The organism is Streptomyces sp. NPDC041940 (assembly GCF_055589465.1).
Map to the genome: position 1 here is coordinate 142,841 of NZ_JBVJBP010000008.1, position 21,373 is coordinate 164,213.

The following is a 21,373-nucleotide window of genomic DNA, read 5'->3' on the forward strand; positions in this document are numbered from 1 at the left end:
TCTCGTGTGAACCGCCGTCACGGTATCCCGTCACGGCGGAGTCGCGTCAACCGGTTTTCGCGCAGTCCTCGCCATTGAGCTCGAAGTCGTACGGCGGGGAGTTCTTGCCGCGCCAGGAGGAGAGGAAGCCGAAGGCCAGGTCGTCGCCCGCCTGGACCGACTTGTTGTAGTCGGCGGCGGTGGCGGTGACGCGGGAGCCGTTCTGGGAGACGGAGGCGTCCCACATCTGGCCGACCTGCTGGCCGTCCCGGAAGGACCAGGAGACGCGCCAGGAGTCGAGGGGCTCGTTGGTGGTGACGGTGACGGTGGCCTGGAAGCCGTCGGGCCACTGGTTGACCAGGTCGTACTCGACCCGGCAGACGGGGTCCTCGCTCTCGCGGTCCTCCGGGCGTTCCGTGGGAGAGGAGGTGCCCTGCGGTTCGGTCCGGCTGTCGCCGCTCTCCGGCTTGCGGGGCTTCTGCGACTTGCCCCTGTTCTCGGTGTGCTCGGTTGCCTTGCCGGCCGGCTTCGAGGTCGCGGGAGGCAGGGAGGGGACGGACGGCACGGAGAGGTCGGGGTCGGCCACCGGCTGACGGCCGGCGTCGCCGCGTGCTCCGAGGTCGTCGCCGCCGCCGCCGAAGGGCATCATCGAGACGCCGAGCGCCAGGACGGAGACCAGGACGGCGGCGACGAGGAGGCCGTTGCGGGCGACCCGCGCCTTCTGCGCGCCCTCCTCCGATTCTCCGCTCGTCAGTTCCGCCCGGCCCGGACGGCCGACGCCGAGACGCACCTCGGCGGCACGGCGGCGGCGCTCCAGGTACGCGAGTCCGCCCCAGCCGATCACCCCGCCGGCCAGCGCCGCGGGCAGTCCTCCGCCGTGCAGGCGCAGACAGGCGGCGGCCTCGGCGCACTCCACGCAGGTGGCGAGGTGCCGGGAGAGGTCGCCCGGGGTGTCGGCGGCGGGGGCCCGGGTGACGGCGTCCAGCAGCCGGGCGTAGCTGCGGCACCGGGCGTCCATCGGCGTGTCGAGGTGGTTGCGGTGGCAGCGGTCCCGGAACAGGGTGCGTACCTGCTGGAGTTCGTCGTCGGCGGTGGCCGGGTCGAGGCCCAGGCGGCGGGCGACCAGGGACAGCGGCAGGGCCTCCACCTCGGCCAGCCACAGCAGTTCCGCGTCCGCCTGTTGCAGGTCGCGCAGTCCGCGCAGGGCGAGCGGGCGCCGCAGAGGCGGTCCGGTGTAGCGGGCGGCCTTGTCCGAGTTGAGCCACAGCCGCAGGTCGGGGTCGAGCTTGTGGCCCTGCCCCGCGTCCTCCCAGTCCGCGGCCGTGGTGCGTACGGCGGTCAGCAGCAGGGGTATGCGGGGCAGCCGGGCGGGTCGGCGCCCGGAGGTACGGACCGGGCCGGCGTCGGCGGCGCGTGCCTCACGTATGCCGTGTGCGAACGCCTCGCGGCCCAGCTGTGCGGCGGCCGTGGAACCGGCCGTGCACAGGTCGGCGTACGCGAGGACCGCGTCCCAGCACTCGGAGAACAGCGCGGCCTCGGAGGCGTCCTGAGGGGTCGGCAGGTCGGGCATGAGTCTCCTGCATCCACAAGCGAGGTCAACTCACCATGTTGGCAAAGGAGTTGGGGGGAACCTCGGGGCAGGGGAAGAGTTTTTCACGTTCTCGACACAACTGACAAGCCGCGTATTCAAATCCTGATGCGGCCGACTCCGGAAGTAGATACGTACGGAACGCCGAAACGTCTCGATGGCGACCCGAATCACATCGGGCCGCCATCGAGACACAGCAGGACAGGAGTCGGGCGTCAGATCTCCACCGGCTCGTCCGCGGGCAGGCTGTCCATGAAGGAGCTGACCGAGAAGACCGCGTTGCCGGCGCCGGGGGGACCGTAGCCGGGGGGTGAGGAGAGGCCGAAGTCCTCCATCGTCTGCCGGTACGCCTGGAGCAGACGGATGTGGTACTCCAGGGGCGCGCCCTGCGGGTTGGCCTTGCCGAGCGGGGTCGTCGGCTCCGGGCACCAGGTGGTGAAGCGGGGCGTGATGCCGTGGGACATGAAGAAGCGCAGGCCCTCGGTGGTGGAGTCGATGGCCTCGTCGACGGTCTTGAACCCGAAGGGCTCGGCCATCTCCACGCCCGCCACGAAGTTGGGGATGACGTTCCGTGCGCCGAAGATGTCCGCCGAGTCGAGGATGCGCTTGTGCCACTCGTCGCGGCCGACGTAGCGCTCCTTGCCCGGGCAGTACATCTTGAAGAGGTACTCGTCCCACACCTCGTAGTTGGGGTGGTAGATCTGCACGCCGTAGTCCTTGAACCGCTGGACGTCGTCCTTCGGCAGCGCCTGGGCGACGACCTTGCCGATCCAGCGGCCGGGGAAGTGCTCCTCGATGGCCTTGGCGTACCGCCCGTAGAAGTCCGCCTCGTCCAGGCCCTGGACCTTCGACGTGATCGCGCCACCGGTGAGCGTGTACGCGGTGGACACCTTCGCGGTGTCGTACTTGTCGATGATCTCGAGCGCCTCGAGGACCTCGTCGACGTCCTTCACGCCCGTGTACGGGCGGCCCGCCGCCTTGTGCTGGCGCCAGTTGTGGTTGATGTCGCAGTACTGGCACTCCTCCTTGGCACCGAAGTACTGGCAGACGCGGAACGCCGTCAGGTAGATCAGGTAGCCCCACTGGATGGTCGGGGCGACCTCCATGACCGACTTCCCGTTGGCGAGGGTGTGCCGGTAGTACTCGGGCATCGGCGGCACGCCGACGTCGGAGATCCGCTTGCCGTCGAGGTAGAGGCCGAGCACGCCGTCCTCGTTCGCGGCGACACGGTAGGGCGAGGAGGGGTTCACCCTGACCGAGACGACGGTCCGGCGCAGGTCGTACGGGCCGCCGGTGAGGATGATCTCCTCGGGCGGTCGGCGCAGCGCCGCCTCGCCCAGCTCGGGCAGGGTGCCGTGGTCGAAGGAGAAGATGAAGTACGACTTCGGCTTGACCTCGCCGCCCTCGTTGTCACTGAGCGCGGACGGGTCGAAAGCCACTCCGCCCCGGAGCAGGTCCTCCTTGAAGACGGCCTCCCGCGGGACGTGCGGGAATCGCTCCATCAGATCCTCGACCAGCGCGGTACGGCTGCCGCTGCTCATCCCGTCTCTCCTCCCGACTCGGACGTACGACTCCTCACGGTATGCCCACGGCTGCGCGCGACCGGTACCGGGTCCCCCGGAGCGGGGCCGATCCCCCACCCGGCGGGCGAACCGTGTCGGCCGGTACGCGCCGGATACGTGTCACCGATAACCCGGATGCACCAGATGTCCCAGAGGTTCCTGAATGCCAGGACGTCCGCCGACGAGGCCCACCCTCAGGCCTCGCGTTCCAGTGCCGCCAGGTCGACCGCGTAGGCCGGTTTCTCTCCGGCCCGGAGCCGTTGCGCCTCCTGCGCGACCGTCAGGCCGAGGCGGGCCAGTTCGTTGCCCTGGGAGCCCGCGAGGTGGGGGGTGACGAAGGCGCCGGGGAGGTCGTAGAGGGGGGAGTCGGCGGGGAGGGGTTCGGGGTCGGTGACGTCGAGGATCGCGGTGAGGCGGCCGGCGCGCAGTTCCGTCACGAGGGCGTCGTGGTCGACCAGCGCGCCGCGCGCGGTGTTGACGAGCACCGCCCCGTCCGGCATCAGGGCCAGCTCGCGGCGGCCGATCAGATGGTGGGTCTCGGGTGTCTCGGGGGCGTGGACGGTGACGATGTCGGAGGTGCGCAGGAGATCGTCCAGCGGCAGCAGGGGGACGCCCAGCGCGGCGGCCTCCGCCTCGTCGACGTACGGGTCGGTGAGGGCGGGCCGCAGATCGAAGGGGCGGAGCAGTTCGAGGACGCGGCGGCCGATGCGGGAGGCGCCGATGACGCCGACGCGGCGGCCGTAGTTGCCGATGCCGGGGACGATGCCCCAGCCGGAGGAGGCACGGGACGTGCGCATCCGGTCGCGTGCGGCGAGGACGTCCTTCCCGGCGAGCAGGATCATGGCGAGGGTGTACTCGGCGACCGGCAGCGCGTTGGCGACGGCGGCCGAGGAGACGGCGATGCCGCGCCGCCAGATCCCGGGAGTGGCGAAGGACTTCACCGAGCCGGCCGAGTGCAGCACGGCACGCAGCCGGGGAGCCGCGTCGAGGACCGTCTCGTCGAGGCGGGGGCAGCCCCAGCCGGTCACCAGGATCTCGGTCCGGGACAGCACGTCGAGCACCCGCGGGTCGGTGACGTCCCGCGCCACGAGGGCGGGATCGATGTCCACGGACTCCCGCAGCCGCGCCAGCACCTCGGGCGGGAAGACCTGCGGCACGTTCTCGGCGGCCATGGCGAACAGTGCCTGGGGGCGCTGGCTCAAGGAGGTGACCTTCCGGCTCGGCGGCACACGGAGAGACGGAGCGTACAGAAACCGCTCTCTACGACGTCTCCACGGTAGGCCGGGCCGGGCGGCCGGAGCAATGGACACCCGGCCGAGGTAGGTTCCGGCGGGGGCCTGCCGTCCCCACAGCCTCGGGGAAGGACGACGTGGATGACCGGGACCGTGACCAACTGGGCGGGCAACATCACCTACGCGGCCAAGGAGCTGCACCGTCCGGGCTCGCTCACCGCGCTGCGGGCGCTGGTCGCGGACAGCGACCGGGTGCGGGTACTGGGCAGCGGGCACTCGTTCAACGGGATCGCCGAGCCCGGCACCGAGGGCGTCCTGCTGTCGCTGGCCGCCCTGCCGCCCGAGGTGGACGTCGACACGGCGGCCCGTACCGTCCGCGTCGGCGGCGGGGTGCGCTACGCGGAGCTGTCCCGCCGGGTGCACGGTCAGGGTCTGGCGCTGCACAACATGGCGTCCCTGCCGCACATCTCGGTGGCCGGGTCGGTAGCGACCGGCACCCACGGCTCGGGCGTCCTCAACGGCCCGCTCTCGACGGTCGTACGCGAGGTGGAACTGGTCACGGCGGACGGCTCGACGGTGACGATAGGGCGGGACGAGGAGCGGTTCGGCGGAGCCGTCACCTCGCTCGGCGCGCTCGGCGTCGTCACCGCGCTCACCCTCGACCTGGAGCCGGCCTTCGACGTCGAGCAGCACGTGTTCACCGAACTCCCCCTGGAGGGACTGGACTCGGGGACGTTCGAGACGGTGATGGCGACCGGGTACAGCGTCAGCCTGTTCACCGACTGGCGGGCGCCGGGCTTCCGGCAGGTGTGGCTGAAGCGGCGCACCGACCAGGCGCTGCCGGCCTTCCCCTGGGCGCCGCCCGCCACCGAGAAGATGCACCCCGTGCCGGGCATGCCCGCGGTGAACTGCACCGAGCAGTTCGGTGCACCGGGTCCCTGGCACGAGCGACTGCCGCACTTCCGGGCGGAGTTCGTCCCGAGCAGCGGGGCGGAACTGCAGTCGGAGTATCTGCTGCCGCGCGGCCACGCCGTGGAGATGCTGCGCGCGCTCGACGCGATCCGGGAGACGGTCGCCCCGGTGCTGCAGACCTGCGAGGTGCGCACGGTCGCCGGTGACGACCAGTGGCTGAGCCCGTCCCACGGCCGGGACACCGTGGCGGCGCATTTCACCTGGGTCGAGGACACCCGGGCGGTGCTGCCGGTGGTGCGGCGGGTCGAGGAGGTACTGGAGCCCTTCGGGGCGCGGCCGCACTGGGGCAAGGTGTTCACCGTGCCCTCCTCCGTCCTGGGCGGGCTGTATCCCCGGCTGGACGACTTCCGCGCGCTGACGCGGGAGCTGGACCCGGAGGGGAAGTTCGCCAACGCCTTCGTGCGGGACGTGCTCGCGGAGGCATAGGCAGGCGGTCGGCGCGTCAGGTCGCGGCGCGCGGCCTGCCGCCCGGGACCGAGGTGCGGTCGGCCTCGGCCTGGACGAGCAGGGAGAGCAGTGACGCCACGGTCAGACCGGCCTCGGCCGGGTGGCGCAGCACCTTGCCGGGGTCGATCCGGTACGTGTTGGTGCGGCCCTCTTTGGTGTGGGAGAGATATCCGTCCTGCTCCAGGTCGGCGATGATCTTCTGCACAGCGCGTTCGGTGAGCCGGCAGTGGGCTGCGATGTCCCGGATACGGGCGCTGTGATTGTCGGCGATGGCCGCCAGCACCCGGGCGTGGTTGGTGATGAACGTCCATCCGGTGTGTGGCTCGGGCACTCCATCCATGCCCCAACTCTAGCGACCAGGGGTTCACGCACTCAAAAACACGTACTTCGTTTCATGTATCGGTTGACGTGTGTGGGGTAGAGAGGCAACGCTGTAAACACGGAGGCAGGGCGAACGGACAAGGGAGAACAGAGCCATGCCGGAGCCTGCGTACTCTGCGCGGCCTCACACGCGGGAGGGCGCCGCGTCCACGGCGGGCGGCGACACGCCGGCGGCGATCCCGCCGTGCATGGCGACCATGGACGTCGCACCGGACGGCGACCGGATGCTGGTGACCCTGTGGGGGGAACTGGACCTGGGAAGCCGACGGCTCCTGCCGGATCTGTACGACATCCTGACGCTGTCGGGCAGCGGCATCGACCTGCGCCTGGACGCGGTCGGCTTCTGCGACTGCTCGGGCCTCAACGTGCTGCTGGATCTGCGCATGCGCGCCCTAGCCCTGGACAAGACGGTCGCCGTGCGCTCCAGCGGCCGCGCGGTCGAGCGGGTCCTCGACCTGACCGGCACCCGGGAGCTGCTGACGAACGCCGTCCCCCCGCCCTCCCGTGCCGTCTCCCCCCGGACCGACGCCGACCAGGACCTGCGGGCCGAAGTCGCCCAGTTGCGACAGGCGATGCAGACCCGGCCGACCATCGATCTGGCCCGCGGCATCCTGATGGCCTCCTTCGGGCTGAGCCCCGAGGCGGCCTGGAGCGTGTTGGTGCGGACCTCCCAGAACACCAACACCAAGCTGCGCCAACTGGCCGAGGAACTGGTGAGCACCGCCCACGGAACCACCCTGCCGGAGCAGATGCGGCGGCAACTCGCGGCCGCGGTCGCGAGCGCGGCCCCTCGGAGCGGCGCGGCAGCCGGCCCCGCGAGCGGAACCGCCGGGCACGGGGACTGACCCCCCTCCCGCGACCCGTCGCACCCACCCCCTCGGGCATCATGAAACAGGCCACGGCCGGCCGCCACCGGTCCCACCAGGAGCGCACTTTATAAAGCCCCTTTCCAAACCCCTTGTCGAAAGTCCCGCCAGCCCATAGCCTTGCGCCGCGCCGGTGCCGACGTCGACCCCGGCCAGGGCCGGTCCGGGAAGGAATGGGGCACTCCGGTGAAGCGCACATCACGCGACATCCGCACCGCGAACCGCTACGAGGTGCTGCGCCAGATCATCGCGGAGTCACCGACCTCCCGGCAGGAGCTGGCGGCCGCGACCGGCCTCAGCCTCGCCACGGTGGCCACGCTCGTGGGCGAGCTGCTCGACCTCCGCATGATCACGGAGGTCGGCTTCGAGGACTCGGCCGGCGGCCGGCCCCGGGGCCTGGTGGCGGTCAACGCCTCGGGCGGCGCGCTGATCGGCGTCGACATCGCCGAGACCTACGTCCACGTCGAGCTGTTCGACCTGGGGCTGAACGTGCTGGCCCGCGCCGAGGAGGACGTCCGCGCGAGCGAGAGCCTGCCCGAGCAGGTGGTCGGCCATGTGGCCACCGCCGTCGGCTCGGTGGTCACCCAGGCCGGTATCGAGGGCGCCCGGGTGCTCGGGGTCGGGGTGAGCGTGCCGGGGCAGGTGGACCGCGCCACCGGCATCTCGGAGTACGCGCCCAACTGGGACTGGCACGACGTACCGCTGCTCGACCTGCTCACCGAGCACATCGCCTACCCGCTCTACCTGGACAACCCGCTGCGCGCCAGCGCGGTCGCCGAGCTGTGGTTCGGGGCCGCGCGCGGGGCCGGGACCGCCGTGGTGGTCAACCTCGGGACCGGCGTGGGCGCCGGACTCGTCCTGGGCGGCGGGCTGCACCGCGGCGTGAGCAACAGCGCGGGCGAGTGGGGCCACACCACGATGGTGCTGGACGGGCGGCTGTGCCGCTGCGGCAACCACGGCTGTGTGGAGACGTACGTCGGCGCACGCGGGATCATGCTGAATCTGCGGGAGATCGGCCCCGACAGCGCGCTGCTGCACGCGGACGACCAGACGGCGACCATCGACGCGCTGGCCCGCGGCATCGCGGCGGACGACCCGGTGGCACGCCGGGCCGTCCACGAGACCGCCCGCTATCTGGGCGCCGGCGTCGCGGACCTGGTGAACCTGTTCAATCCCGAGATCGTCGTGCTGAGCAGCTGGGTCGCCCGCACCCTGGGCGAACCGCTGCTGCACGAGGTGCGCGAGGCCGTGACCCGGCACGCGCTGCCGCGGCCGCTGGCCGCCACCGAGATCGTCCTCTCCCCGATCCCCACCGACCCGGTGTGCCTGGGCGCGGCGACGTTCGCGCTGGAGGGCGCGTTGCAGGCCGTCGGGCAGAAGAACGGCAAACGCACCGCCCTCGTGAGGAGCCGTACCGCCACCCCACCCTCGTAGCGGCGGAAGCAACTCCTCCGCTCCCCCCGCCTGTTCGAAATCGCGAACCGGACGCAACGCTTCGAACAGACTTCGTCCAACCCCTTGCCGAAGCCTTAGCCGAAGCTCTAGCGTCCCGCACCGCACCTCTCTTTGAGCCATCTGGCGCGAGCCCCCGGGCCCGTGAGCCATCAGGCAGTGAGCCGAAGAGCCGCAGCCGCACTCGAGACAAGGACGTCAGCATGTCGGCATCGAGCAACATGAACTGGGACCGCCGCAACGTACTGCGGGCCGCGATGGGCCTGGCCGCCGCCGGCGGACTCGCCGCGTGCGGCAGCAACACCGGGCGGGGCGGTGGGTCCGGTTCGGGCACCAACCTGACGCAGATGTTCCACGCGTACGGCGAGGCCGGCACCGAGCAGGCCATCAAGAAGTACGCGAAGGCGTACAAGGACGCCAACGTGACCACGCAGTGGATCACCAGCGCGGACTTCGAGAGCAAGCTCTTCTCGGCCCTGCTCACCAAGAACGCGCCGGACCTCTTCGAGTTCCACCCGCAGATCCAGATGGTCAAGAGCGGCCAGGTGGCGGACCTGACCGACATCATCGACCCGGTCAAGGACGACTTCAACCCGGCCGACATCAAGTCGCACACGGTCGACGGGAAGATATACGGCGTCCGCATGATCGACGACCCGCAGTTCTTCTTCTACCGCAAGTCGATGCTGGAGAAGGCCAAGGTCGAGGTGCCGACCACCCTCGACGAGCTGATGGAGGCCGCCGCCAAGCTCACCACCGGCAAGGTCAAGGGCCTGTACATGGGCAACGACCTGCACAGCGTCAACGACACCTTGATCTGGTCGGCCGGCGCCCAGCACCTCGACGAGAAGAACCAGATCGCCTACCACACGGACGGCGTCGTCGAAGGTCTGAAGAAGATGCGCAAGCTGTTCACCAGCGGCGACCTCCTCCTCGGCGCTCCGACCGAGTCCTGGGACCCCTCCTCGTTCAACCAGGGCCTGTGCGCCATCCAGTTCTGCGGCATGTGGGCGATGCCGGCGATCCAGGACGCGCTCGGCGACGACTGGGGCATCTTCCCCTTCCCCAAGGTCACGGACTCCGGAAAGCCGTCGGTCTACAACGGCGGCTGGTCGATGTTCGTCAACGCCAAGGGCAAGAACGTCGACGCGGCCAAGGAGTACGTCAAGTGGCTGTGGATCGACCAGAAGGAGTACCAGGAGGACTGGGCCACCTCCTACGGCTTCCACATCCCGCCGCGCACCTCACTCGCCAAGGAGGCCGACAAGCTCAAGTCGGGCAACGCCGCTGAGGGCGTCCGTCTCTTCAACGAGTTCGGGCACTTCGACAACATCGGCTGGACCCAGGCCATGCGCACCGCCTTCGAGGACGTCTTCGCCAACTGCGTCCGCAAGAACATGGACCCGGGCAAGGCTCTCGACAAGTGCGACGCAGCCGTCGACCGCGAGCTCAAGAAGCTGTTCGGATAGGTCGCGGGGCGGAACACGACATGTCGACGACCACCAAGCTCGACCTCACGAGCCCCGCCTCGGCCAAGGCCTCCCCGGCCAAGCCGCGGCGGGGTCTGTGGGGCAGCCCCACCGTCAACTTCTGGCTCTTCACCGGACCGTTCCTGATCGGCCTGGCGATCTTCGTCTACGCGCCGATCCTCTGGAGCCTGTGGCTCAGCTTCTTCGAGGCCCGCTTCACCGTCACGCCCGACAAGTTCGTAGGCTTCGACAACTACGTGTACATGCTGACGAACGACGACTTCGTCGGCTCGCTCGGCACCTTCACCGTCTTCGCCGCGTTCATCGTGCCCACCACCTGGGCGCTCTCCCTCGGGCTCGCCCTGCTGGTGAACCGGATGCGCTTCATGCGGGCGTTCTTCCGTTCGGTCTTCTTCCTGCCGACCGCGGTCAGCTATGTCGCCGCGTCGCTCATCTGGAAGATGTCCATCTTCAGCGGGGTTCGCTTCGGACTGATGAACACGGTCCTCGGCTGGTTCGGGGTCGAGAACATCGCCTGGCTGATCGACCCCAATCCGCCCTGGTACTGGCTGGTCATCGTGACCGCCCGGCTGTGGCTGCAGTCCGGCTTCTACATGATCCTTTTCATCGCCGCGCTGCAGAACATCCCGGACGAGCTGTACGAGGCCGCCGCCATCGACGGCGCCAAGTCGGGCTGGCAGACCTTCTGGCACATCACCCTGCCCCAGCTGCGCGCCACGTCCACCGCGGTGATCCTGCTGCTGCTCGTCGCCGCCTACCAGGCCTTCGACGAGTTCTTCAACCTGCTGTCCAAGACCACCTGGGGCCGCCCGCCCCTCATGGAGCTGTACTACAAGGCCCTGGGCGAGAGCCAGGACTACGGCGCCGGCAGCGCGGGCGCGCTGATCCTGACCGTGCTGATCTGCGCCGTGACCCTGCTCCAGGGCAAGCTCATGGGCTTCGGAAGGGGGGACGAGTCCAAGTGACCGCCACCATGCCCAAGGCGCGGAAGTCCGCGCCGGCGTCGAACACACCCAGCCGGGTCAGGCGCGGTGGCGGCGTGATGAGCTCCACCGGGCTCTACATCGCCACCGGCGTCGCCGCCTTCCTCTTCCTGGTCCCGTTCTACATCCTCGTCCGCAACGCCCTCTCCACCGACGCCGAGATCACCGGAGAGAACTGGAAGTTCTTCCCCACCGACATCCAGTGGGGCAACATCGGCGAACTGTTCACCGACGAGACGGTCCCCTTCGCCCAGTCCCTGTGGAACTCGGCGGTCGTGGCCACCCTGCACACCGTCGGTGTCCTGCTGGTGTGCTCCCTCGCGGGTTACGCCCTGGCCCGCATCCCGTACAAGCACGCCAACAAGGTCTTCTACGCCGTCCTGGGAACCCTGATGGTCCCCACCGCGGTCACCTTCGTGCCGAGCTTCGTGCTGGTCTCCTCGCTCGGCTGGGTGGACACCTACCGGGGTCTCATCATCCCGGGCCTGTTCAGTGGTTTCACCTGCTTCCTCTTCCGGCAGTACTTCCTGGGGTTCCCCAAGGAGCTGGAGGAGGCGGCGCGCATGGACGGTCTGGGCTACTGGGGCGCCTACTGGCGTGTCGTCGTACCCAACTCGCTGAACTTCTTCGCGGCCATGGCGACCATCACCTTCATCGCGGGCTGGAACGCCTTCCTGTGGCCCCTGGTCATCGGGCAGGATCCGGGAGCGTGGACCGTGCAGGTCGCGCTGTCCAGCTACATGACCAACCAGACCGTCGTGTTCCACATGATCTTCATGGCCACGGCCGTATCCATCCTGCCCCTGGTGTTCGTCTTCCTCTTCCTCCAGCGCTGGCTGGTGCAGGGGATCGCCCAGACCGGCATCAAGGGCTGAGCTAGGAGACCGATGTCTTTCCGCACCACCGCCGACTACGTCGAGGACGTCTCCCCGGGCAGCGGCGCCCTTCCGGCCCGCGCCTGGTACGCGGCCTCGGACGCCGCTTCCCTGTCGCTGAACGGCAGCTGGCGCTTCCGGCTGTCGGCCACCGTCGACGCCGAGGACGACTCGTTCGCCGAGGAGGGCTACGACGCCGGGGGCTGGGCCGAGGTCACGGTCCCCGGGCACTGGGTCCTCCAGGGCGACGGGGCGTTCGGGTCCCCGATCTACACCAACCACCTCTACCCCTTCCCGGTGGACCCGCCGCACGTCCCGACCGAGAATCCGACCGGTGACCATCTGCGCGTCTTCGACCTGCCGTCCGACTGGCCGTCGGACGGCGGGGCGGTGCTGCGGTTCGACGGCGTCGAGTCCTGCGCCCGGCTCTGGCTGAACGGCACGGAGCTCGGCGAGTTCAAGGGCTCCCGGCTGCCGCACGAGTTCGCGGTGGGGCATCTGCTGAAGCCGGGCGGCAACGTCCTGGCGGTGCGGGTGCACCAGTGGTCGGCCGGCTCGTACCTGGAGGACCAGGACCAGTGGTGGCTGCCGGGCATCTTCCGTGACGTGACGCTGCTGCACCGCCCGGCGGGCAGCGTGGGCGACTTCTTCGTGCACGCGTCGTACGACCACACCACCGGCGAGGGCACCCTGCGCGTCGACTCCGACGTCGAGGGGCGGGTGACCGTCCCGGGGCTGGACATCGATGTCGCGACGGGTGAGCCGGTGACGGTCGCGGTCGAGCCGTGGACCGCCGAGACGCCGAAGCTGTACGACGGTGTGCTGACGACGGACGGCGAGCGGGTGCCGCTGCGGATCGGTTTCCGTACGGTCGTCCTGGAGGACGGCCTGATCAAGGTCAACGGGAAGGCCGTCCTCTTCAAGGGCGTCAACCGGCACGAGTGGCACCCGGAGCGGGGCCGCGCCCTCGACCTGGAGACCATGCGCGAGGACGTGCTGCTGATGAAGCGGCACAACCTCAACGCCGTGCGCACCTCGCACTACCCGCCGCACCCGGCCTTCCTGGACCTGTGCGACGAGTACGGCCTGTGGGTCATCGACGAGTGCGACCTGGAGACCCACGGCTTCACCGAGCAGGACTGGCGGGACAACCCGGTCGACGACGACCGCTGGACCCCGGCCCTGCTGGACCGCGCGGAGCGGATGGTCGAGCGGGACAAGAACCACCCGTCCGTCGTGTTCTGGTCGCTGGGCAACGAGGCCGGCACCGGCCGCGGGCTCACCGCGATGGCCGAGTGGATCCACGACCGCGACCCCGAGCGGCTCGTGCACTACGAGGGCGACTGGAACTGCCGCGACACGGACGTGTACTCGCGGATGTACGCCTTCCACGACGAGGTCGACAAGATCGGGCAGCGGCTCGACGGCGGTACCGGCAAGCGCCGGGAACTCCCCTTCATCCAGTGCGAGTACGGGCACGCGATGGGCAACGGCCCGGGCGGACTGGCCGACTACCAGGAGCTGTTCGAGAAGCACGAGCGGCTCCAGGGCGGGTTCATCTGGGAGTGGATCGACCACGGCGTCAAGCACGCCGAGCTGGGCTACGCCTACGGCGGTGACTTCGGCGAGGAACTGCACGACGGCAACTTCGTCTGCGACGGGCTGGTCTTCCCGGACCGGACGCCGTCGCCGGGCCTGATCGAGTACAAGAAGGTCATCGAGCCGGTCCGTATCGAGGGCGACGGCACGAGCGGCACCGTGCGGATCACCAACAAGCAGGACTTCGCCGACCTGTCCGAGCTGGCCTTCGAGTGGTCCTGCCAGGTGGACGGCGAGACCGTCGAGTCGGGCCCGCTGGCGGTGCCGGTGCTCGTGCCGGGCGAATCGGCCGAGGTGAAGCTGCCGGAGCCGCCCGCGGACGGCCGGGGCGGCGAACGCCAGTGGACGGTGCGGGCGCTGCTCGCCGAGGACACGGTCTGGGGTCCGAAGGACCATGTCGTGGCCTGGGGGCAGTTCGCCGTGGGGGCACGGCCGCTGCCGTCCTTCCCCGCGAGCGACCGGCCCGTGGCGGACACGGACCGGATCACCCTCGGCCCGGCCGAGTTCGACCCCCGTACCGGCGCCCTGCGTTCGATCGGCGGGGTGACGGTCGGCGCGGCACCGAAGCTGGACGTGTGGCGGGCGCCGACCGACAACGACGACGGCGCGGAATGGCAGACCGACACCCGCTACGGGATGCTGTGGCGCACGCTCGGCCTGCACCGGATGCGGCACCGTCTGGTCTCGGTCGAGGCCGGCGACGACGCGCTGACGGTCCGCACCCGGGTGGCGCCCGCGGCCCGCGAGGTCGGTCTGGACACGGTGTACCGCTGGACGTCCGACGGCGAGCGGCTGCGGCTGACCGTGTCCGTGACACCCGAGGGCGACTGGACGGTGCCGCTGCCCCGGCTCGGGGTCCGCTTCGGGCTGCCGGAGGCCGACCGGGTGGAGTGGTTCGGCGGCGGTCCGGGTGAGGCGTACCCGGACACCGGGACGGCCTCCATGGTGGGCCGCTGGCAGTCGACGGTGGACGGGCTGCAGACGCCGTACGTCCGTCCGCAGGAGAACGGTGCCCGTGCCGATGTCCGCTGGGTGGAGCTGGGCGGACTGCGGATCGAGGGCGACCCGGAGTTCTGGTTCACCGCGCGGCGCTGGACGACCGAGGAGCTGGAGGCGGCCCGGCACCGCACCGACCTCACGGCCGGTGACACGGTGTGGGTCAACCTCGACCACGGGCAGCACGGCATCGGCTCGCAGTCGTGCGGCCCGGGTCCGCTGCCGCGGTACTTCCTGAAGGCGGAGCCGGCGGAGTTCTCGTTCGTGTTCTCGACCCCAAGGTAAGAAACCGATTAATCGATTGACCGATTGATCGACATTCCGACAGTGTCGGGATGTCATCCGCGGCCGGTCGGCCCTAGAGCCGACCGGCCGCAGCTGCCTTCACCGCGAGGAAGCAGGTGGGTCGATTGAGTGTCTCCATCGAGGTCCGCGGACTGTCCCGGACCTTTCACACCACCGTCCGCCGCCCGGGTGTCCTGGGCGCGGTCCGTTCGCTGGTCAACCCCGAGCGGGTGGCCAAGCACGCCGTCGCCGACATCACCTTCGACGTGGCCCCGGGCGAACTCCTCGCCCTCCTCGGCCCGAACGGCGCCGGCAAGTCCACCACCATCAAGATGCTGACCGGCATCCTCACGCCCACCTCAGGCGAGGCCCGGGTCGCGGGCGTCGTGCCGTACCGGGAGCGGGAGCGCAACGCCCGGAACGTCGGCGCGGTCTTCGGGCAGCGCACCCAGCTGTGGTGGGACCTGCCGGTGCGCGAGTCGTTCGCGATCCTGCGGGACATCTACGAGGTGCCGAAGGCCGAGCACGCCGCCCGGCTCAAGGAGTTCGACGAGATCCTGGACCTGTCGTCCTTCTGGGACACCCGGGTCCGCCATCTCTCCCTCGGCCAGCGGGTGCGCAGCGACCTTGCCGCCGCCCTGCTGCACGATCCGCCGGTGGTCTTCCTCGACGAGCCGACCATCGGCATGGACGTGGTGGTCAAGGAGCAGGTGCGGGAGTTCCTGCGCCACCAGGTGGAGCAGCGCGGCCGTACGGTCCTGCTGACCACACACGACATGACGGAGGTCGAGCGGCTCGCCGAGCGGGTGGTGCTGGTCAACCACGGCCGGCTGATGCTGGACGGCAGCCTCGACGAGATCCGCCGCAAGTTCGGCTCCACCTGGCAGGTGCGGGCCACCCTCGCCGACCCGCACACCGAGGTCCTGCCGCCGCCCGGCACCGCGCTCCTGCGGCACAGCGGCGCACAGATCGTCCTCGGCCCCGACGGACCCGGCGCACCCACCGTCCACCAGGCGCTCAAGGCGGTGATCGAACGGTACGAGGTGACCGACATCGCCCTGGACGAGGCGGACCTGGAAGACGTGATGCGGGCCGCGTACGCGCACGCCGGGGAGGTCTGACATGGCCGTGCTGCACGCCTGGCGCGCCGCACGCGTCACCCCGCTGGGCGAGCTGAACGCACCGCCCCGGATGACGGCCGTCGCCCTGCGGCTGGCCGTGCAGGTGGTGCTGGTCTGGTCGTTGTGGCGCGGCCTGTACGCGCACTCCGGCACGACCGCCGGCCTGAGCCGCGACCAGGCCGTCACCTACGCCGTGCTGGCCGTACTGGCGTCCCGGCTGCGGGAGCTGGACCAGTACACGGGCCGGGACACGGTCCTCCAGCACATGCACTTCGGCACCATCGTCTACTGGTACCTGCGCCCGCTGCCTCCGCAGCGCTACTACGCCCTGCGGGCCGCGGGCGAGCAGTTGTACGGGCTCGCGTGGGCGCTGACCGGGTACCTGGTCTGTCTGGCCGCCGGACTCGTCGAGCCGCCCCGCTCGGCAGCCGTGGCCGGGGTGTTCGTGCTCAGCATGCTGCTGGGCCAGTGGGTCCTGTACTACGTCATGCTCACGCTCGACCAGTTGTGCTTCTGGACGATCCGCAACAACGCCGCGATGCTCATCCTGCTGTTCGCGCAGAACCTGCTGTCCGGGGTGTACGCGCCGCTGTGGTTCTTCCCGGACTGGTTCGTGACGATGAGCGCCTTCCTGCCCTTCCAGGCCACGCTGAGCGTGCCGCTGTCGCTGTACGTGGGCCGGATCCCCCTGTCCGACGCGGCCTTCCAGCTCTCCGTACAGGCCGCCTGGGTGGTGGCGCTGGCGTTGTTCACCCGGCTGCTGTGGCGGCGGGCCGCCCGGCGCGTGATCTCGCAGGGAGGCTGAGATGTCGTTGAGGGCTCTGCGGATCGTGTGGCGCGTGACCGCGCTCAACTTCCGCGCGCAGATGGAGTACCGCACCGAGTTCCTGCTGATGATCGCGATCGGGGCGATCTGGCAGGTGTCGGTGATCGTGTTCGCCACGGTGCTGCTGACCCGGTTCGCCGGGATGGGCGGCTGGGACAGTTCGGACGTGCTGCTGATCCCGGCGACGCGCATGCTGGCGCACGGGCTGTTCGTGCTGCTCCTGGGGCGGGTGCACTTCGCCGGCCGGCAGATCCAGGAAGGCCGGATCGACATCTACCTGATGCGTCCGATGCCGGTGCACCGGCAGATGCAGCTGGCCTACTTCCCCACCAACGCCATCGGGGACCTCACGGTCGCGGCGGGCCTGATGGTGGGCGCGCTGTCGCGCAGCGACCTGGACTGGACGGCGGGCCGGATCACGTATCTGGTCGCGGCCGTGCTGGGCGGCATGCTGCTGGAGGCGGCCCTGTTCACGGTCGTGGCGAGCGCGGCACTGCGCTTCCCGGCGGCGGACTACTGGGGCCGCTGGCTGGAGGAACTCCTCGGCACGTTCGGCAGCTACCCGCTGAACGTGCTGCCCAAGGCGGTGGGCGGCTTCCTGACCTACGGCCTCCCGCTCGCGTTCGTCGCCTTCTTCCCGGCGGCGGTACTGACCGGCCACGGGCATACGACCGGTGTGCCCTACTGGCTGGCGGCGGCCTCACCGCTGCTCGGGCTGCTGGCGTATCTGGGGGCGCGGCTGCTGTGGCGGTGGAGTCTGCGGCACTACAGCGGGGTCAACGGCTGACGGTCCGGCCCGCCCTCCGGATCGGGGTGAACAGGGCGCACACGGCGAGCAGGACGCAGGTCGCTCCGGCGGCCAGGGCGACCGGCGTCGTGCCCTGTTCCTCCGCGGCCCAGGTCAGCACGGCGGCACCGATCGGTGCCGCCGCGTAGTGCAGGGTCCAGAACGCGGAGGTGACCCGGCCCAGAAGGTGTTCCGGCGTCACCTCCTGGCGGAGCGACATCGAACAGGTGCCTCCCATGGCGGCGCAGCCCAGGAAGGCGGCGCACAGGGCCGCGACCACGGGCACGTCACGGGCCCAGCCGAGACCGGCGAAGGCGAGCCCGCACACCGCGACCGAGCCGGTCCACGTCGGCCCGAACCCGAGGCGGCGGCGGATCCGGGCCACGAGCAGGGCGCCGGCGATGGTGCCGAGCGCGCCGGCGGCCATGACGGTGCCGACCGTGCCGTCGTCCTGGCCGAGGTCGTGCTTGAGGTGGTAGATGACCAGGTCGTGGATACCGAGGGTGAGGAAGCTGAAGACGAACAGCAGAACGGTGAGCGAGCGCAGCACGGGATGGCCGTAGAGGAAGGCGATGCCGGTGCGCAGGTCCTGCCACAGTCCGGTGCGCTTGCCCGGCTGCTCGTCCGGGGCGCGCCTGCGGAACCGTACGAAGAACAGGAGGGTCGCCGACACCCCGAAGCTGGCCGCGTTCACGCCCACGGCGGCGGCCGGTCCGGACCAGGCGGCGACCAGCCCCGCGCAGAGCGGCCCCAGCACCCCCGCTGCGGCGGCCGTGGCGTTCAACCGGCCGTTGGCCTCGGTGAGTCGCTCGGTACCGACCAGGCCGCGTACGACGGTGACGTAGCCGACCGCGAACAGCATGCCGACGGCCTCGCACAGCGGCAGCACCGCGTACAGCAGCCAGATCTGAGGGCCGAACAGCCACACCAGGGGGATCAGCCCGTACAGCCCCATGCGTACGAGGTCGCAGCCGATGAGCAGCCGGCGCCGGTCCACCCGGTCCACCACCGCCCCGGCGAACACGGCCGCGAGGACCGACGCCGCCCCGCCCACGGCGGTCAGCAGCCCCATCCGCGCGACCGAGCCCGTGGCCTCCAGGACCAGCAGGGGCAGGGCGATCAGGGCGAAGGAGTCGCCGAGGACGGAGAGGGTCTGCGCGGTCCAGAAGATCCCGAAGTCCCGCTGCCGCCACAGCGGGCGGGTGCCGCGGCGGGTGCCGCGTAAGCCGTCGTCGCCGGCGTCCGAGGGCGTGCCGCTGCCGGGCTCGTCCTCGCGCCGTGCCGCCTCGTGCGTCATGCGCCCTCCCCCGTCGCCGATGCACGGCAACCTTACGGTCCTCGGCGGCGACCGGGGGATGTCGCACCCGCATCCCCACCCCCACTGGAGGAGCCATGCCGCACACCCCCGACAGGCGCCGCTCCCTTCGTCTCCTCACGCTGGCCGCCACGGGCGCCCTGCTCGCCACGGCCACGGTCACGCTGCCGCAGCTCACTCCCGACGCCTCCGCCGCCACCACGCTGCGCGGCTACGCCGACGCGCGCGGCGCGCGGATCGGCGCGGCGGTCGCCGACGGGCCGCTGCGCACCGAGCCGGCGTACACCACCGTCCTGAACCGGGAGTTCAACTCGGTGACGGCGGAGAACGCCATGAAGTGGGACGCGCTGGAGCCCAGCCGGAACAGCTACAACTGGGCCGCCGCCGACCGGCTGGTCAACCACGCCGCCGCCCACAACCAGGGAGTGCGCGGCCACACCCTGGTCTGGCACAACCAGAACCCGTCCTGGCTGGCGAACGGCAACTTCTCGGCGTCCGAGCTCAACACGATCCTCAAGAAGCACATCGACACCACCCTCGGCCGCTACAAGGGCAGGATCTACGCCTGGGACGTCGTCAACGAGGCGTTCAACGAGGACGGCTCGCTGCGCAACTCGCTCTGGCAGAGCAAGCTCGGCAGCGGCTACATCGCCAACGCGCTGCGCTGGGCCCACGCGGCCGACCCGAACGCCAAGCTGTACATCAACGACTACAACATCGAGGCGGACAACGCGAAGAGCGACGCCCTCTACAACCTGGCGCGGCAACTCCTCTCCCAGGGCGTGCCGTTGCACGGCATCGGCTTCCAGGCGCACTTCGTCGTCGGCCAGCTGCCGTCCTCGATGAAGGCGAACCTGAAGCGCTTCTCCGACCTCGGCCTGGAGGTGTCGATCACCGAACTCGACGTCCGCATCCCGCTGCCGGCCTCCTCCGCGGAGCTGGCCCAGCAGTCCACGGACTACAAGACGGCCACGGAGAACTGTCTGGGAGTACCCCGCTGCGCCGGCATCACGGTATGGGGCCTCACCGACAAGTACTCCTGGGTACCGGGCACGTTCAGCGGCTACGGGGCAGCTCTGCCCTACAACGAGAGCTACGCGGCGAAGCCGGCGTACCAGGGGCTCTCCGACGGGCTCAATCCGCAGGCGTAGGCGCTGACGCCGGGGCGTCTCCCACTGTTTTCCCGACTTCCCTTGCGTGACAAGGGTGTTGGCCACGAATCTGAGCACCGTTCAACTTCTTCCCTCCGCCTCCCCGACCGGAGACACCCCCATGAAGAGACTGATCGGCACGCTCATGGCCGCCGCCCTGGCCGTCACGGGCCTGGCCACCACCGCCGCGGCACCCGCCGTCGCCGCGGACTCCGGCTCCTTCAGCGTCCTCACCTACAACGTCGCGGGCCTTCCCGAGGGCCTGAGCTCCGGCAGTCCGGAGAAGAACACCCCGCTGATCTCCCCCCGCCTCGGGGCGTACGACATCGTGAATGTGCAGGAGGACTTCAACTACCACGCGGCCCTGTACGCGGGCGACGACCACGCCCACCGCACCGCGACCAGCGGTGGTGTCCCCTTCGGTGACGGCCTCAACACCCTCTCGGACCATCCCTTCGAGGACTTCCAGCGGGTGAAGTGGAACAAGTGCACGGGCACCAACTGCCTCACCCCCAAGGGCTTCTCGCTGGCGCGGGTGCGGCTCGCCGAGGGCGTCTTCCTGGACCTCTACAACGTGCACACCAACGCGGACTCCACGGACGACGCGCTCGCCGCCCGCCGGGCCAACGTCGAGCAGCTCTCCGACTTCATCCAGGCGAACTCCGCGGGCAACGCGGTGATCGTCATGGGCGACACGAACACGCGGTACACGCGCTCCGGCGACAACATCCGCACGCTCCTGAGCGAGAACGGCCTGACCGACGCGTGGGTCCAGCGGGTGAAGGGCGGGACACCCCCGGCCCAGGGCAGTGACGCGCTCGTCTGCCCCACGACAGCGCCCACCAACGACTGCGAGGTCGTGGACAAGGTCCTCTACCGCGGCAGCAAGCTGCTCAGCCTCGACGCGACCCGCTACAGCAACGAGTGGGCATCCTTCCTCGACCCGGCCGGCGCCAACCTCTCCGACCACTTCCCGCACACGGTCGACTTCTCCTACACGCTCGACTCCTCCCTGCGCGCGAGCGACTTCTTCGGCGGCCCGCACGGCACGGCCTTCAACGACGCGGACGACCTGCCGGCGACCCCGGCCCCTCGCACGCTGACCCTGCGCGGCGGCGCCCGCCTGGACGCGGTGTCCCTGGCCCACGACGGCGGTACGACCGTGGCCCACGGCGGTACGGGCGGTACGGCGACGTCCCTGACGCTGGCGGCCGGTGAGCACCTGACCTCCGTAAAGCTCACGCAGGGCCAGAAGGACGGCCGGACACGCCTGTTCTCGGCGGCGTTCACGACCGACAGGGGCCGCACCCTGTCCACCGGCACGGCCACGTCCGACGCGAAGACCTTCACGGCCCCCGCCGGCCGGCAGATCGTGGGCTTCACGGGCCGCGCGGGAGCCGAGGTCGACAAGCTGGGAGTGGTGTACGCGCCGATCCGCTGAGGCCCGTACACGCCGTCCTCAGGCC

The 21,373-nt window shown here is 70.3% G+C and carries 17 protein-coding genes; 12 read left to right on the plus strand and 5 right to left on the minus strand.

The genetic code is table 11. The annotated features are described in order from the left end of the window. Positions 1 to 46: 46 nt before the first annotated feature. The 3 genes from ACZ6I3_RS16440 to ACZ6I3_RS16450 all read right to left on the minus strand — a co-directional run bounded on the left by ACZ6I3_RS16440 (position 47) and on the right by ACZ6I3_RS16450 (position 4,331). A complete protein-coding gene (locus ACZ6I3_RS16440) occupies positions 47 to 1,549 on the minus strand; it encodes a cellulose binding domain-containing protein (protein ID WP_469415194.1) in 1,503 nt (500 codons plus the stop codon). A 233-nt stretch (positions 1,550 to 1,782) separates the two neighbouring features. After that, positions 1,783 to 3,108, minus strand: coding sequence for a radical SAM protein (locus ACZ6I3_RS16445; RefSeq protein WP_399021695.1), 1,326 nt, complete (start codon positions 3,106 to 3,108; stop codon positions 1,783 to 1,785). A 215-nt stretch (positions 3,109 to 3,323) separates the two neighbouring features. Then, positions 3,324 to 4,331, minus strand: coding sequence for a hydroxyacid dehydrogenase (locus ACZ6I3_RS16450; RefSeq protein ID WP_469415197.1), 1,008 nt, complete (start codon positions 4,329 to 4,331; stop codon positions 3,324 to 3,326). 171 nt (positions 4,332 to 4,502) lie between these two features. On the opposite strand from ACZ6I3_RS16450, the gene ACZ6I3_RS16455 reads away from it, so the two are divergent. After that, a complete protein-coding gene (locus ACZ6I3_RS16455; protein ID WP_469415198.1) occupies positions 4,503 to 5,759 on the plus strand; it encodes a D-arabinono-1,4-lactone oxidase in 1,257 nt (418 codons plus the stop codon). 16 nt (positions 5,760 to 5,775) lie between these two features. Here ACZ6I3_RS16455 and ACZ6I3_RS16460 read toward each other — a convergent pair whose 3' ends face one another. Further along, on the minus strand, positions 5,776 to 6,120 hold the full coding sequence (locus ACZ6I3_RS16460; protein ID WP_399021689.1) for a helix-turn-helix transcriptional regulator: 345 nt from the start codon (positions 6,118 to 6,120) through the stop codon (positions 5,776 to 5,778). A gap of 229 nt (positions 6,121 to 6,349) precedes the next feature. Here ACZ6I3_RS16460 and ACZ6I3_RS16465 point away from each other — a divergent pair, with 229 nt between their 5' ends. The 9 genes from ACZ6I3_RS16465 (at position 6,350) to ACZ6I3_RS16505 (ending at position 17,441) form a co-directional block, all read left to right on the plus strand. Further along, a complete protein-coding gene (locus ACZ6I3_RS16465; RefSeq protein ID WP_469415200.1) occupies positions 6,350 to 7,006 on the plus strand; it encodes an ANTAR domain-containing protein in 657 nt (218 codons plus the stop codon). A gap of 207 nt (positions 7,007 to 7,213) precedes the next feature. Next, positions 7,214 to 8,461: an ROK family transcriptional regulator gene (locus ACZ6I3_RS16470; protein ID WP_469415202.1), complete on the plus strand. Its 1,248-nt coding sequence runs from the start codon at positions 7,214 to 7,216 to the stop codon at positions 8,459 to 8,461. 221 nt (positions 8,462 to 8,682) lie between these two features. Further along, positions 8,683 to 9,948: an ABC transporter substrate-binding protein gene (locus tag ACZ6I3_RS16475; RefSeq protein WP_469415204.1), complete on the plus strand. Its 1,266-nt coding sequence runs from the start codon at positions 8,683 to 8,685 to the stop codon at positions 9,946 to 9,948. A gap of 20 nt (positions 9,949 to 9,968) precedes the next feature. After that, on the plus strand, positions 9,969 to 10,934 hold the full coding sequence (locus tag ACZ6I3_RS16480) for a carbohydrate ABC transporter permease (RefSeq protein WP_469415206.1): 966 nt from the start codon (positions 9,969 to 9,971) through the stop codon (positions 10,932 to 10,934). An 8-nt stretch (positions 10,935 to 10,942) separates the two neighbouring features. Beyond that, positions 10,943 to 11,827 carry a carbohydrate ABC transporter permease gene (locus tag ACZ6I3_RS16485; protein WP_469415396.1) on the plus strand — a complete coding sequence of 295 codons (885 nt, stop codon included), beginning with the start codon at positions 10,943 to 10,945 and terminating at the stop codon, positions 11,825 to 11,827. A 12-nt stretch (positions 11,828 to 11,839) separates the two neighbouring features. After that, positions 11,840 to 14,707, plus strand: a complete 2,868-nt coding sequence (locus ACZ6I3_RS16490) for a glycoside hydrolase family 2 TIM barrel-domain containing protein (RefSeq protein WP_469415207.1) — start codon at positions 11,840 to 11,842, stop codon at positions 14,705 to 14,707. Between the two features lie 125 nt (positions 14,708 to 14,832). Next, positions 14,833 to 15,828 (plus strand): ABC transporter ATP-binding protein, encoded by a 996-nt coding sequence (locus ACZ6I3_RS16495; RefSeq protein ID WP_469415209.1) that lies wholly within the window; start codon positions 14,833 to 14,835, stop codon positions 15,826 to 15,828. 1 nt (position 15,829) lies between these two features. Continuing rightward, complete coding sequence (locus ACZ6I3_RS16500) at positions 15,830 to 16,633, plus strand: ABC-2 family transporter protein (protein ID WP_469415210.1); 804 nt, start codon at positions 15,830 to 15,832, stop codon at positions 16,631 to 16,633. A gap of 1 nt (position 16,634) precedes the next feature. Continuing rightward, positions 16,635 to 17,441, plus strand: coding sequence for an ABC transporter permease (locus tag ACZ6I3_RS16505; RefSeq protein ID WP_469415212.1), 807 nt, complete (start codon positions 16,635 to 16,637; stop codon positions 17,439 to 17,441). Here the strand turns inward: ACZ6I3_RS16505 and ACZ6I3_RS16510 are convergent. After that, positions 17,431 to 18,738 (minus strand): MFS transporter, encoded by a 1,308-nt coding sequence (locus ACZ6I3_RS16510; protein WP_469415213.1) that lies wholly within the window; start codon positions 18,736 to 18,738, stop codon positions 17,431 to 17,433. The two genes, ACZ6I3_RS16505 and ACZ6I3_RS16510, sit on opposite strands and share 11 nt — an antisense overlap. Before the next feature lie 95 nt (positions 18,739 to 18,833). Between ACZ6I3_RS16510 and ACZ6I3_RS16515 the strand changes: the two genes are divergently transcribed. Together ACZ6I3_RS16515 and ACZ6I3_RS16520 are read left to right on the plus strand one after the other, a co-directional pair. Beyond that, positions 18,834 to 19,907 (plus strand): glycoside hydrolase family 10 protein, encoded by a 1,074-nt coding sequence (locus ACZ6I3_RS16515; RefSeq protein ID WP_469415215.1) that lies wholly within the window; start codon positions 18,834 to 18,836, stop codon positions 19,905 to 19,907. A 121-nt stretch (positions 19,908 to 20,028) separates the two neighbouring features. Continuing rightward, a complete protein-coding gene (locus tag ACZ6I3_RS16520; RefSeq protein WP_469415217.1) occupies positions 20,029 to 21,348 on the plus strand; it encodes a jacalin-like lectin in 1,320 nt (439 codons plus the stop codon). Positions 21,349 to 21,373 lie beyond the last annotated feature (25 nt).